General features: G+C 67.2%; 15 protein-coding genes. 13 read left to right on the top strand and 2 right to left on the bottom strand.

Annotated elements, in window-relative coordinates:
• Positions 1 to 40: 40 nt before the first annotated feature.
• Positions 41 to 574: a hypothetical protein gene (locus tag ASE90_RS13260; protein ID WP_056001468.1), complete on the bottom strand. Its 534-nt coding sequence runs from the start codon at positions 572 to 574 to the stop codon at positions 41 to 43.
• Between the two features lie 99 nt (positions 575 to 673).
• Positions 674 to 2,140, bottom strand: a complete 1,467-nt coding sequence (locus tag ASE90_RS13255) for a deoxyribodipyrimidine photo-lyase (RefSeq protein WP_056002296.1) — start codon at positions 2,138 to 2,140, stop codon at positions 674 to 676.
• A 216-nt stretch (positions 2,141 to 2,356) separates the two neighbouring features.
• Here ASE90_RS13255 and ASE90_RS13250 point away from each other — a divergent pair, with 216 nt between their 5' ends.
• The 13 genes from ASE90_RS13250 (at position 2,357) to ASE90_RS13195 (ending at position 13,461) form a co-directional block, all read left to right on the top strand.
• Positions 2,357 to 3,100 (top strand): DUF1080 domain-containing protein, encoded by a 744-nt coding sequence (locus tag ASE90_RS13250; protein WP_200910898.1) that lies wholly within the window; start codon positions 2,357 to 2,359, stop codon positions 3,098 to 3,100.
• Complete coding sequence (locus ASE90_RS13245; protein WP_200910897.1) at positions 3,097 to 4,791, top strand: GMC oxidoreductase; 1,695 nt, start codon at positions 3,097 to 3,099, stop codon at positions 4,789 to 4,791. The genes ASE90_RS13250 and ASE90_RS13245 overlap by 4 nt, the downstream gene beginning before the upstream one ends.
• Positions 4,788 to 5,501, top strand: a complete 714-nt coding sequence (locus tag ASE90_RS13240) for a gluconate 2-dehydrogenase subunit 3 family protein (RefSeq protein WP_056001465.1) — start codon at positions 4,788 to 4,790, stop codon at positions 5,499 to 5,501. The genes ASE90_RS13245 and ASE90_RS13240 overlap by 4 nt, the downstream gene beginning before the upstream one ends.
• 190 nt (positions 5,502 to 5,691) lie before the next feature.
• Positions 5,692 to 6,192 carry a helix-turn-helix domain-containing protein gene (locus tag ASE90_RS13235; protein WP_056001462.1) on the top strand — a complete coding sequence of 167 codons (501 nt, stop codon included), beginning with the start codon at positions 5,692 to 5,694 and terminating at the stop codon, positions 6,190 to 6,192.
• A 143-nt stretch (positions 6,193 to 6,335) separates the two neighbouring features.
• Entirely contained in the window at positions 6,336 to 6,803 is a 468-nt protein-coding gene (locus ASE90_RS20200; protein WP_056001459.1) for a hypothetical protein, read from the top strand.
• Positions 6,755 to 7,096, top strand: coding sequence for a MarR family transcriptional regulator (locus ASE90_RS13225; RefSeq protein ID WP_056001456.1), 342 nt, complete (start codon positions 6,755 to 6,757; stop codon positions 7,094 to 7,096). The genes ASE90_RS20200 and ASE90_RS13225 overlap by 49 nt, the downstream gene beginning before the upstream one ends.
• Before the next feature lie 304 nt (positions 7,097 to 7,400).
• A complete protein-coding gene (locus ASE90_RS13220; protein ID WP_056001453.1) occupies positions 7,401 to 7,721 on the top strand; it encodes a hypothetical protein in 321 nt (106 codons plus the stop codon).
• A 36-nt stretch (positions 7,722 to 7,757) separates the two neighbouring features.
• On the top strand, positions 7,758 to 8,123 hold the full coding sequence (locus ASE90_RS13215) for a CsbD family protein (protein WP_056001451.1): 366 nt from the start codon (positions 7,758 to 7,760) through the stop codon (positions 8,121 to 8,123).
• A gap of 7 nt (positions 8,124 to 8,130) precedes the next feature.
• Positions 8,131 to 9,648, top strand: a complete 1,518-nt coding sequence (locus tag ASE90_RS13210) for a PAS domain S-box protein (RefSeq protein ID WP_056001448.1) — start codon at positions 8,131 to 8,133, stop codon at positions 9,646 to 9,648.
• On the top strand, positions 9,645 to 9,827 hold the full coding sequence (locus ASE90_RS13205) for a hypothetical protein (RefSeq protein WP_056001445.1): 183 nt from the start codon (positions 9,645 to 9,647) through the stop codon (positions 9,825 to 9,827). Before ASE90_RS13210 ends, ASE90_RS13205 begins: the two co-directional genes overlap by 4 nt.
• 31 nt (positions 9,828 to 9,858) lie before the next feature.
• Complete coding sequence (locus ASE90_RS13200; protein ID WP_056001442.1) at positions 9,859 to 10,770, top strand: hypothetical protein; 912 nt, start codon at positions 9,859 to 9,861, stop codon at positions 10,768 to 10,770.
• Positions 10,771 to 10,836: 66 nt separating this feature from the next.
• Positions 10,837 to 10,977: an entericidin A/B family lipoprotein gene (locus ASE90_RS19285; protein ID WP_082449796.1), complete on the top strand. Its 141-nt coding sequence runs from the start codon at positions 10,837 to 10,839 to the stop codon at positions 10,975 to 10,977.
• Positions 10,978 to 11,052: 75 nt separating this feature from the next.
• On the top strand, positions 11,053 to 13,461 hold the full coding sequence (locus tag ASE90_RS13195; protein WP_082449795.1) for a ligase-associated DNA damage response DEXH box helicase: 2,409 nt from the start codon (positions 11,053 to 11,055) through the stop codon (positions 13,459 to 13,461).
• Positions 13,462 to 13,737: the final 276 nt, after the last annotated feature.

Genomic DNA, 13,737 nt, shown 5'->3' with positions numbered 1-13,737 from the left:
TGTGTCGCACCCCCCGCCCCGCCGGGCAATGCCCCGCCGGTCAGCGCAGCATCAGCCAGCCAAGGACGGTCAGCGCTGCCAGCGCCTGCCACCCCCCCTCGGTCCGGATCAGATAGACCATGCCGATCACCCCGGCGGCGGCCAGCGCGCCCGCCGCGGCCTGTCGCGTGGCGATACGGTCGAGCACCACGATCCCGGCGACGACGTTCGCCGCGATGTTGACGACGATCCATCCGTAGGACGGGATCACGCCGATCGATCCCCATAACGGCAGCTTGATGGTCGCAAAGCCGCGCATCGTCCGTGGAAACAGATCGGCGGCGAGATGCAGCCCGATCCCGAACGCCAGCCCCGCCGCCACCGGCCAGGTCCGCGGGTCGAGCAGCGCGATACCCGGCGGCAGGATACTGTGGAGCAGCGCGCTGCGATGGCGCAGTCGCAACGGGGTATCGAGATCGGGCAAGGTGCTGCCCGACGCCATCGCGAGGGTGACGGTCGCGATCAACGTCCAGTTCCCGGTACCCCCGACAAAGGCCAGCACCACCGCACACAGAAGAAACAACGCCGCCGCCATCGACGCGCGTTAATCATTTGTACCCGGTTTGTCCACAGGGATACACCAAAGCCCGATCGTCCAACATGTTGTAAACGATGCGACTCCCGATGCGATCGGTCAGGACATCAGATAGCGGTCGCGCGGCACATCGGCCGGGACATCGATCGCCGGCACCGGCCGCGATGCCGCCCGGGCCAGCCACGCATCACCGCCGTCGCGGTGGCGCGTCGATCCGTCGCCCCGTGTGGCGACCCGCCCATAGACCGGCCGTTCGCGGTCGCCGGGCGAACCGCCGAACATTGCCGCGATATTGCCATAGGTCGCCGGATCGCGCCCATCGAGGCTGAGCCGGTCGTTCAGATAGCACGCCGTTGCCCATGCCGTTTCGGGGTCGGGTGTCATCGCGATGATCCGTTTCGCCCAGTACATGCGCAGATTATTGTGCATCCAGCCGAAGCGCAGAAACTGGCGCTGGCAAGCATTCCAGCTTTCGTCGCGCGTCTCGCCCCGCGCCATCGCCGACAGGCTTTCAAGATCGGGGCGCGGATCGCCGGCATGATCGGCCAGCGTCGTCCGTGCCCATGCCGCGACCCGGTCATAGCGTTCGGGCGCGGCCAGCGCGCGCGCCTGATAGTGAAACCATTCGCGCCACCCGAGCAGCTCGTCGGCGAATTTCGTGCGGTGTTTGGCGCCTGCATCGCTGTCCCCGACCGCGCGCATCACCTCGCGCGGGCCGAGCACCCCGAAATGGAGATAGGGGGACAGGCCGCTGGCTCCCTCGCGCCGGGTCGCGTCGTTGCGCGCGGCGGCATAGCCCGGCAGCACGTCGCGGACCAGCCGCGCCAAGCGTTCCTCCGCCGCCATCCGCCCGGCGGGAAAGGCGGCGCTGACCGGCAGGCTGTGGTCGATCGCCAGACCGGCGACGACGGTGTCGAGGTCGATCGTGTCGAGCCGGTCGGGTGCGAATGGCAGGTCTCCGGCATAGGGCGCGACCATCGGCTTTTCGACATCGGCATCGACCCAGTCCCCGCGCGCGGGTTCGTGGCGACGCAGGAAGCCCGACCGGCCGCTGATCCCGTCGCCGATGACGGCGGGCGGCACCAGACAGGCTGCATTCACCGCATAGACCGCGACCGCCGCGCGGTCGGCGACGCGATCCACCTGCCAGCGCGCGACGAAGGTCGGCTGATCCTCCACCACCAGCGCGGCGGCATCGGCGGCGAGGCGGTGGACCAGCCCCTTCTCGCGGTGGCCCGCCCGGTCGATATGATGGACGCAGGTCAGCCCCCGTGCGCGGCACCCCGCCGCCAGATCGCGACCGGCGCCGAGGATGAAATGGTGCAGCCGGTCGGAGGCGTAAGGGTAATCCTCGCGCACGCCGTGATAGACCAGCACCGGCAGCGCCAGCGCATTGCCGAGGCGGATCGCCGCGTCGATCACCGGATTGTCGTCCGCGCGCAGCGCCTGTTGCAACCAGCACAGCACATAGCGTCCACCGTCCGCGACGCCGGACGCGTTGCGCGCGCGGACGCGCGGTGCCTCCCGCCAGTCCGCCAGTGCCGGGGGCAGCGCGACGCTCACCATGCGATGCCGCCCGTACCCGCGCATTCGGTACCTTGCCGGCGGCGGGGGGAAGCTGTGATCGGACGGGGGCGGTGCATCGGGCAATCTCCTGCGCACCGCATAACGATTGGGGACGGCTTCGGTCGCGCGGTCGGACGCGCCTTGAAAACGAACGTACAGTCGGTAAGCCGGTGGCAACGGCGGCGACGAAGCACGCCGATCGACAGGAGAATCCGCATGCGCACGGCACTCGGCATCGGCTTGGCCATGGTGATGCTCGCATCGCCGCTCGCCGCCGGACCGGTTCGCGACAATGTCCTGAGTGCGCAGGAACGCGCGCAGGGCTGGCGACTGCTGTTCAACGGGCGCGACCTGTCGGGATGGCGATCGTTCGACGGCGGGACACCGCCCGCGACGTGGACGGTCCGCGATGGCGCGCTGACGCTGATCAAGGCCGACGGACAGATGAGCGGAACCGATCTGGTGACCGCCGATCGCTATGGCGCGTTCGAACTGACGCTCGACTGGAAGGTGGCGCGCGGCGGCAATAGCGGCATCCTCTATCTCGCGCGCAAGGTGCCGGGCGCGCCGCTGCTGTATCAGACCGGGCTGGAGATGCAGGTGCTCGACGATGCCGGCCATTCCGACGGCAAGATCCCGACGCACCGCGCCGGCGCGCTGTACGACATGACGGCACCCCCCGCCGGCGCGGCGCGACCGGCCGGCAGTTGGAACCATGCCCGCCTGCTGGTGGAGCGCGGCCGGATCCGGCAATGGCTGAACGGGACGCCGACCGCCGACGTTTCCTATGGCGACGATGGCTGGCGTCGCCGGGTGGCGGGATCGAAATTCGCCGGGATGCCGCAGTTCGGCACCTTCCCCAGCGGGGTCATCGGCCTGCAGGACCATGGCGAACCGGTCGCGTTCCGCAACATCAAGCTGCGCCCGATCGGGCCATCGGCCACCGGGGCGGCCAAGTGACCGGCGCGGCCGACGCCGCGATCGACGTCGTCATCGTCGGGTCGGGCGCGGCGGGCGGGATGGCGGCGTACAGCCTGACCAAATCGGGCCTCCGCTGCCTGATCCTCGAGGCCGGGCGCGACTATGATCCGCAGAAGGAGGTGAACATGTTCGCCCCCGAAAGCGCGGCACCGCTGCGCGGCACGGGCACTCCCGACAAGCCGTTCGGCTATTTCGACGCGACGGTCGATGGCGGCTGGCAGGTCGATGGCGAGCCGTACACGATGCGCGAAGGCACCGATTTCCGCTGGTATCGTCCCCGGATGCTGGGCGGCCGCACCAATCACTGGGGGCGGCACGTGCCGCGCTTCGGTCCGTACGACTTCAAACCCTTTTCCCGCGACGGGCTGGGGGTCGACTGGCCGATCGGCTATGACGATGTCGCGCCGTTCTACGACCGGGTCGAACGGATGATCGGCGTCAATGGCGGGCCGATCGGACTGGAGAACCACCCGGATTCGCCGGCGGACTGCCTGATGCCGCCGCCCAAACCCCGCGTGCCCGAAATGCTGATCACCGCGGCGGCCGAAAGCCTCGGCATTCCCGTGCGCGCCGCGCATACCGCGGTGCTGACGCGCGACATGCCGGACCCGGTCGCACCGCGCAGCGCGTGTTTCAACGCGACGCCGTGTACGCGCGGCTGCACCATCGGCGCGATGTTCCAGACCACGACCTCGCTGCTGCCGATGGCGAAGGCGACCGGGCGGCTGCGCGTCGTCACCGATGCGATGGTATCGCGGGTGGTGATGGCGTCGGGCAACCGCGCTGGCGGCGTCGAATATGTCGACCGCAAGACCGGCATGCGCCACCAAATCACGGCACGCGCGGTCGTGCTGGCCGCCGGTACCGGCGAGACGACGCGCCTGTTGCTCAATTCGGGACAGGACGGGCGCGCCCTTGCCAACACCTCGGGCGAACTCGGCCGCAACCTGACCGATTCCACCGGCGCGTCGTTCCGCGCCTATATTCCCGGCCTCGCAAACCGCCCGCGCTATAACGAGGACGGGATTGGCGGGCAGCATATCTACATCCCGTTCTGGCTGTACGGCCAGCAGCATCGCGGCGAACTGGATTTCGCGCGTGGCTATCATTTCGAAATCAACGGCCGGTTCGGCATTCCGCCCGACACCGCATTGCCGCGCGCATGGGGACCGGCGTTGAAACAGGCGGTGCGCGAACGGTCCGGCGCGACGATCGGACTGACGCTGCGCGGCGAGATGATCCCCAACAAGGATTCCTATTGCGAGATCGATCCGGGGGTGAAGGACCGCTTCGGTATTCCGGTGCTGCGCTTCGCGTTCAAATGGTCGCAGCATGAGATCAATCAGGTCGCGCATGGCCGTCGTGCCGCGCATTCGGTGTTCCGCCGGCTGAACGGCACGATCCTCGACCCCGATTTGCCGCCCGAAAAGATCATGACGGCGGGCGGCGAGATCATTCACGAACTCGGCACCGCGCGCATGGGCAGCGACCGGCGATCCTCGGTCGTCGACGGCTATGGCCAGACATGGGACGTCGACAATATCGTACTGATGGACGGTGCGACCTTCGCATCGGGACCGCACAAGAATCCGACCCTGACGATCCTCGCGCTCACGCTGCGCGCATCGGAACGATTGGCGACGCGCCTGCGGTCGGGAGCGCTCGCATGACCTTCAGCCGCCGCACGACCCTGCAATGGTTCGCGACCGCGACCGCCCTGACGCTCACCGCACGGCTGCCGGCCATCGCGCCGGTGGTGAGCGAGGCCGGCATCCCGCCGCCCTTCGGGGTGGTCGACTGGCCCGCACAGGTCCCCGACCTGCCGCCGGCAAAGGGCTATGGCCGCGATCCCGACCTGACCGATCCCAAGGTGCCATGGCCGCTCACCCTGACCAGGGGGCAGCGCGCGACCATCGACCTGCTCGGCGACCTGATCCTGCCCGCCGACAAGGCATCGCCCGGTGCCGGCACCCTTGGCGTCGGAGCGTTCATCGACGAATGGATCAGCGCCCCCTATCCGCGACAGCAGGAGGATCGCGGCAGGATCCTCGCCGGGCTCCTCTGGCTCGACGCGCAGAGTCGGGCGCTGCACGGTGCGACATTCGCCGCATCGACGCCCGCGCGGCGGACGATGCTGCTCGACGCGCTGACCGTCGCCACCCCGTCGCTGGCCATGGCCCAGCCGGTCGCGTTCATGGACCGGCTGCGCAACCTCTTCATCCTGGGCTTCTACAGCCTGCCCGAGGGGAAGGCGGATATGGGCTATATCGGCGACCAGCCGACCGAGGGCCCCTATCCCGGCCCGAACGATGCCGCCCTGACGCATTTCGCCGCCTTGCTCGACGAACTGAAACTGACGGACGCCACCCGGCGGGGATAGCCGGACGCCCCCCCCCCCGAGGCGGAGTTTGGAAGCACGGCCTGCGCCGGTCGCGACGAGCATACCGTGCCGGCACACGTACCCGCATCGCCCTGTTCGCAAGGTGTGTAGCGTACCGAAGTCCGAATTATTCCGGCAACCGAGAGGCGCGGGCGTTGGAAAGGCCGGGCATGGCGGTAAACGTCCGGTTGTGACCGAATCGGAAGCCCTCGCCCGCCTGACACCGCGTGAACGCCGCTGCCTCGACCTGGTGGCGCAGCATTATGACACGGGCCAGATCGCCGCCGAACTCGGCATTTCGGTCGCGACGGTCAACGGCTATCTCGCCGATGCGCGGCGGAAGCTGGGCGCGCGCAACCGCAAGGAAGCGGCACGGATGCTGGGTGCGGCACCCGTTGCCTTGCGGGAACCGCCGGTCGCCGATGCCCCCTCCGAACATGGGGGTATGTTCGAACGGGTTGAGCCAGTGCCCCCGCCCCCGACACTGTCCGCCGCGCGGGTCGAGCGTGGATCGGGAGGATGGTTGTCCCGGCTGCTCTATCTCGAACGAACGATCGAACCCCATCGCTTTGGCGCGGGCGGTCGGACGTTGATGATCGTCGGGCTGGTCGTGGCGATGTGCGCTGCGCTGGCGATGGCGGTCGTCGCCGCCGTGGGCCTCGTATCGATCTTCGCGAGCCTGCGTTCCTGAAGCGACCAAGGGGCACGTCATGCACCAGCCATCCTGTCGGGCGACCACCGCGATCGCCCAGCGGCCACCGACCGCCAAAGGGTCGACCGGCGATGCGATCCGCGCACCGCTGCCGGTCACGGCCTAACCGATCGGGCGACGCCGTGAACGTCTGGCTCTTTCTGGCGCTGCTGGGGACCGTATCGGTCTGGACGCTGTGGCGTGGCGGAGCACCCGAACGGATCGCGATGCTCGCGATCCTGGTCGCGGTTGTCGCCACGCTCGCGGTCGTTTCCGACCGGCCGTTCGCCGACCGCGAGACCGGCATCTTCGCGGTCGATCTTGTCCTCACTCTGGCATTTTGTACGCTGGCGATGCTGGCGGAAAGGTTCTGGCCGATATGGCTAAGCGCAATTCTGATCGTTGGCCTGATGCTGCATCTGGCGATCTGGTACGCCCCGCGCCCGTACCGGGAAGTCTATCTGATCCTGCACGCAATGAGTGCCTATCCGACGCTCCTCCTGATCCTTGCGGGAACGCTGCGCCATCGCCACCGGCTGCGGCGCGACGGGCACGATCCGGCATGGTCGAGGACGGCACGTCGGAAAATGCCGCCCGCGCCCGCCGCCTGATCGCGATGAAGGACCGCATCGCCGGCCTGTATCCGGTGAAGGTGACCGATCCGGTCTATGACGCGCTGTTCCAGCTCTACATCGCCGAAGAGGAAGGCCGGCCGATGTCGGTATCGGCGGTGGCACCGATGATCCGCGTACCATCGACCACCTGGCTGCGCTGGGTATCGTTGATGGAAGAGGCCGGGCTGGTCGTGCGTCAGCCCGATCCGGCCGATGGTCGCCGCTGCTGGATCGCGCTGACCCGCGACTGCAAGGCGCGGCTGGACCAGTTGATCGCCGATCTGTGGTAAGCGGTGAATGTGCGATATCGTACGCTGGCTGTCGCTCGGGCCTACTGTCGCCGTTGAGTCAGTGAAACTGGCTCGACCGACACCGCATCGGCACGCTTGGGACAACTTCCTGAACGCGCTGTACAAATATCGTTTAGCAATTCGCTCGACATTGAATTTGTCACATTTCGTCGCGAAACATCCCGAACGACATGGTAGTTTGCTACTAGTCCTTGCAGCAGAAATACCAGGAACGGTAATCCTGCCGGTCGGTTGATGCGCCCGAACCGGCCGCGTGTTTACGCCCCGGTCGGAGGAACCGACCATGAAACCATTGGCGCTGATCTTGATCGGTGCGGCCACGCTATCGGCATGTGCTGCACCCGCCACCCGTATTTCTACAGGGTTGCAGCGCTATGGTCTCGATACGCAGCGTGCCGATTGCGTCGGCACCCGTTTGCAGGGTGACCTCTCGCTCGGACAGTTGCAGCAGCTCGGTCGCGCCGCCGCCGCCTATGGCAAGAACGACCCCAATCCGGGCGTCCTGACCGTCGGCGACCTGATCCGCGTCGCCAGCGAGCTGAAGGACCCGGCGATCCCGCTGGCGGTCGGCAAGGCCGCGGCGGGTTGCAACGTCCTGCCCTGACGCCCCGATCCCATTCATGCATACAGGAGACGATCGATGAACAACGACGAATTCGAAGGCAGCATCCGCTATGCGACCGGCAAGGTTGAAAAGGCCGTAGGCGATGTCGCCGGCCGCAGCGACTGGCAGGCCGATGGCGTCGTCGATCAGGTTGCGGGCGGCGCGCAGCACGGCTACGGCCGCGCCAAGTCGATCCTGAACGACGCGATCGACAGTGCGCCGGGCCTGCTGAAGGATGCCCGCGACCGTCTGGAATCGACCGGCAGGCAGGTGGCCGATGCCGCACAGCGCGGCGGCGAGACCACCGTGCGCACCGCACAGGAACAGCCGCTGGTCTGGGCACTGGGCGCAATCGCGCTCGGCTATGGTCTGGGCTGGCTGATCCACGGACGGCACGACTGATCGCAGCATGACGAAGGCGTCGTTCACCTCGCTGCGCGAGACGGCCGATCTGCGGCATTTGCGGCAGATCATCGTCGGTCTCGACGAAGGCGTGATCCTGATCGATCCCGATCAGAGCCTGTTATGGGCGAACGACGCCGCGCTCGCGATGCACGGCGTGAAGGATATTGCCGATCTGGGGGCGACGGTCGACGAATACCGGTCGCGTTTTCAGCTGCACTATCGCAACAATCACCGCCTGTCCGCCGACGATTACCCGATCGACCGGGTCGTATCGGGCGACCGTTTTTCGGAAGTGGTGGTCGAGGTGACGGTGGCGGGCGAGGACAAGCCGCGCTGGACGCATCAGGTGCGCAGCCTCGTGCTGAACGATGCCGACGATGCCGAACCGGCCTGTCTGGTGCTGGTCGTGCAGGACGTGACCGCCCGGTATGAGGCCGAGGACCGGTTCGAACAGTCGTTCAACGCGAATCCAGCCCCTGCCGTCATCTGCCGCCTGCGCGATCTGCGGTTCGTGAAGGTCAATCAGGGGTTCCTCGACATGACCGGCTATGACCGCGATCAGGTGCTGGATCGGACAGTGTACGACATCGACGTGCTGCGCGGTGCCGAGCGGCGCGATCTGGCCAAGGAACGGCTGGCCGAGGGGCGCACCATTCCGCAGATGGAGGCAGAACTCGACCTGCCGAACGGTGAGACCAAGCTGGTGATCGTCGCCGGACAGCCGATCGAGATGGGCGACGAACCCTGCCTGCTATTCACCTTCGCCGATCTCGAACCCCGCCGTCGCGCGCAAGACGCGCTGCGCCACAGCGAGGAACGCTTCACCCGGACGTTCCAGATGGCACCGGTGCCGATGGCGATCGGCGCGCGCGACGGCCACCTGCTGTGTGAGGTGAATGCCAGTTTCGTGCAGATGACCGGCTATTCGTCCGAGGAAATCATCGGCCGGCCGCTCGGCGACGTCGGGCTCTGGGAAAGTCCCGCCGTCCGCCGCCGTGTCGAGGCGGCGATCGATGCCGGGCAGGATCTGCGCGATGAAGAGGTGCGCATCCATGCCAAGGACGGCGCGATCCTCGACTGTATCGTATCGACCGAAGCGATCCGGCTGGGCGACGGTGCCTGTGTGTTGTGGGCGATGCAGGACATCACCCAGCGCAAGGCGACCGAAGTCGAGCTGGTCGAGGCGATCGAGGCGGTGATGAAGGATACCAGCTGGTTCAGCCGGTCGGTGATGGACAAGCTGGCCCGGCTGCGCACGCCGCCGGGCAACAAGACCGGCCCCGGTCTGAACGACCTGACGCCACGCGAACGCGACGTGCTGGCACTGATCTGTCGGGGTCAGGACGACAAGACGATCGCGCGCACGCTGGACGTATCGTCCAACACCGTTCGCAACCATGTCGCCCGCATCTACGCGAAAATCGGCGTCAACCGCCGGATCGCGGCGGTGGCATGGGCACGCACCCGCGGCTTCGACGACGGCACGCGGCTGGAAACCGGCGATCGGGAGGCAGCCGAATGAACGACAAGACTCCCCCCGACCCCAAGGGTGCCGACGACAAGCCGTCGGTCCGCGCCGTCAAGGGATCGGTCCACGAAGCGATCGGCAAGCTGATCGGCGACGACGACGCCCGCGATCGCGGCTCCGCCGAAAAGGCTGCGGGCGAAGCTGCCGGGGAAAAACCATCGTCGCGGCGCTGACCGCGACGTTCCGTAACCAACAGGAGTAACTATGGCGACCAATCTGAACACCGGCTACCGGCCGGCCGACCCCGCTTATGTGGACAAGACGCCGACCCGTATCTCGTGGGGCGCGGTATTCGCCGGGGTCGTGATCGCGGTCGCGGTACAGCTGGTGCTCGGCATCCTCGGTGCCGGCATCGGCCTGACGATGGTCGATCCGGTGGAGGGCACCACCCCCGGCGCCGCCGGCTTCGGCATCGGTGCGGGTCTTTACTGGCTGATCACCACTGTCGTCGCACTGGGCGCGGGCGGCTATGCCGCGGCTCGCGTGTCGGGCGTGACCGAACGGTTCGACGCGCTGGTCCATGGGCTGGTCGTGTGGGGCGTCACGCTGATCCTGACGCTGTATCTGCTGACCTCGGCGGTCGGCGGCATCATCGGCGGCGCATTCCGCACCGTCGGCGCGGTCGCCGGTACGGCGGGCAGCGCGGTCGGTACGGTCGCTTCGACAGCGCCCGTCGCCGCGTCGGTCGCGGGTGTCGATGCCAATGACGTCAAGGACGTCGCGCAGGATGTGCGGAGCGAAGCCGCCGCCTATCTCTCGGACGCGCCCAATGATCCGGCGCAGATGACCCCCGAACAGGCGCAGACCGAAATCGCGAGGCAGCTGCCCGCACTCGCCCGTGGCGGTGCCGATGGCCAGCGTGCCGAAAGCCGCATCGTCGATATCGTCGCGGCACAGCGCAAGATCAGCCGCCCCGAGGCGCAGGCGCAGGTCACGCGCGCCAAGCAGCAGTTCGTCCAGACCAAGGACGAAGCGGTCGCGACCGCCAAGTCGGCAACCGACAAGGCAGCCGGTGCGGCAGCCGGTACCTCGTTCGTCCTCGTGCTCGCGCTGCTGATCGGTGCGGCAGCGGCAAGTTTCGGTGCAACCACGGCGGCACGTCGTAAGTTGCGCTGAGTGTAGGTGGCGGGTCGGCGTATTTCGGCCCGCCACAACCCGGTTTTATCACGAAGGAGAAATGCCATGACCCGCAAGATCGGTCTCATCGTCGCCCTTGCCGCCACCGTCACGCTCGGCGCGTGCAACACGGTGAACGGCGCCGGCAAGGACCTGAAATCGGCCGGATCGGCCATCGAAGGTGCCGCCGGCACGGACAAGAAGTAAGTTCGGCAACGGGCGGGGTACGGAAGCGCCCCGCCCGCTTTGCAGTCGTGCGCCCGCGATCCTACATCGTGGTTCGTGCGAAACCTTCCTGCTCCCCTGTCCGACTGGTTCGCCGCACGCGGCTGGACCCCCCGCCGCCATCAGCTAGAAATGCTCGAACAGGCGCGCGCCGGACGCCATGCCCTGCTGGTCGCCGCGACCGGGGCGGGCAAGACGCTGGCCGGTTTCCTGCCGACGCTGGTCGATTTGATCGATACCCCGCGCGACGGGCTCCATACCCTCTACATCTCGCCGCTCAAGGCGCTTGCGGTCGACGTGCAGCGCAACCTGCTGACCCCGATCGCCGACATGGGACTGCCGATCCGGGTCGAAACGCGCACCGGCGACACCCCGTCCGATCGCAAGGCACGCCAGCGCGCCAAACCCCCGCATATCCTGCTGACGACGCCGGAATCGCTCAGCCTGTTGCTGTCCTACCCCGACAGCGACAAGCTGTTCGCGTCGCTCTCGACGATCGTCATCGACGAAGTCCATGCCTTTGCCACCGACAAGCGCGGCGACCTGTTGTCGCTGTGCCTGACCCGGTTGCAGAAATTCGCACCCACGCTGCGCCGTGTCGCGCTGTCGGCGACGGTCGCCGATCCCGATGGCTATCGCGCATGGCTCGGTCCCGATGGCGATATCGATACGGTGGCGCTGGTGCAGGGCGAGGCGGGGGCCGAACCCGATATCCGCATCCTGCTGCCACAGGAGCGCATCCCGTGGTCGGGCCATTCGGGGCGCTACGCCGCCGAACAGGTGATGCGCGAAATCCGCGCCCACCGCACGACCATCGTCTTCTGCAACACCCGCAGCCTCGCCGAACTGATCTTTCAGGATCTGTGGAAGGCGAATGACGACCAGTTGCCGATCGGCGTCCATCACGGCAGCCTTGACCGCGAAGCGCGGCGCAAGGTCGAACAGGCGATGGCCGACGGCCGATTGCGCGCGCTGGTCGCCACCGCCAGCCTCGACCTCGGCGTCGATTGGGGCAATGTCGATTGCGTGATCCAGATGGGCGCGCCCAAGGGGTCTTCGCGCCTGCTCCAGCGGATCGGGCGCGCCAACCACCGGCTGGACGAATCGTCGAAGGCGCTGCTGGTGCCCGGCAACCGTTTCGAATTTCTAGAGGCGCAGGCGGCCCTCGACGCGGTCGATGCCGGCGAGCTCGACCGCGACGTGTTTCGCCCCGGCACGCTGGACGTGCTGGCGCAGCATCTGATGGGCTGCGCCTGCGCCGAACCGTTCGACACTGCCGACATGCTCGACGAAGTGCGTGGGGCCCTGCCCTATTCGGCGCTCGACCGCGACACGTTCGACCGCGTCCTGCACTATATCGCCGAGGGCGGCTACGCGCTGAAGGCATATGATAAATTCAAGCGCCTGCGCTTGGGGAGCGATGGCCGCTGGACCGTCACCAAACCGGGTTTTATCGCGCAACACCGCTTGAACGCCGGCATCATCGTCGACGCCCCGACGCTCGACGTGCGGTTCAGGAACGGGCGGCGGCTGGGCACGGTCGAGGAATATTTCGCCTCGACCCTGTCGCCGGGCGACACCTTCTTCTTCTCCGGCTTGAGCCTCGAGGTCGAGAAGATCGAGCTGACCGATCTGGTCGTCCGCGCGACCAGCAAGCCCGCGCGCATCCCCAAATATGGCGGCACACGCATGGCATTGTCGACCAACCTCGCCGACCGGGTGCGCGGCTTCCTCGCCGATGCCGGCGAATGGCACCGCTTCCCCGACGATGTCCGCGAATGGCTGGAGATACAGGCGCGGCGATCGGTGCTGCCGCGCGCGGGCGAATTGCTGGTCGAAACCTTCCCCCATGACGGGCGGCACTATATGGTCGCCTACAGCTTCGAAGGGTGGAACGCGCACCAGTCGCTCGGCATGTTGATCACGCGGCGGATGGAGGCATTGGGGCTGAACCCGATCGGGTTCGTGTCGAACGACTATGCACTCGCCTGCTACGCACTCGAACCGATTACCGATCCGGGAGCGTTGTTTTCGCCCGACATTCTCGAACATGAGTTCGTCGACTGGGTACAGGGATCGGCGCTGCTCAAGCGCGCGTTCCGCGAGGTGGCGGTCATCGGCGGCCTTGTCGAACGCCAGCATCCCGGCAAGCGCAAGACTGGCAAGCAGGTCACCTTCTCGACCGACCTGATCTACGACGTGCTGCGCAAATACGAACCCGGCCATCTGTTGTTGCAGGCGGCGTGGGAAGATGCGCGGGCAAGAATGACCGATGTCGGACGATTGGCCGTCTTGCTCGAAACCGCCGAATCCCGGATGCGGCACGTCACGCTGGAACGGGTCAGCCCGCTGGCGGTCCCGGTGCTGGTGCTGATCGGCCGCGAACGGGTGACGCAGGGGTCGGCCGACGATGCGCTGCTGGTTGAGGCCGAAGCGCTGGCCGCGCAGGCGATGGCGCTGGATTAAGGCCTTTGGCCGTCGTCCCGCCCCCATCCGTTGGCTCCGAACGCGGGTTCCAGCCTGTCGAGAAGGACTAACCCCAAGCGATCAGCCCCGCCCGTTGCGTTACCCGTGCTCGTGCGACACCATCGGCTGGTCCCGGGTCGTCACCGGGTGAAAGAATGGGAGCACGTCACCCGGTGCGCAATTCACCGAATGGTCAGGCCTGGCGACCGGTGGACCCGGAATTTCCCGTCCTTGTCGCATGGTTCGAGGCGGGCCAACACCTGTTCATCGACGACA

Origin of the sequence: Sphingomonas sp. Leaf67, assembly GCF_001421965.1 — a bacterium.
In the GTDB taxonomy this organism is placed as follows: domain Bacteria; phylum Pseudomonadota; class Alphaproteobacteria; order Sphingomonadales; family Sphingomonadaceae; genus Sphingomonas.
Note: the sequence above shows the minus strand (reverse complement) of the source record. Positions and strands in the feature narration are given on the sequence as shown.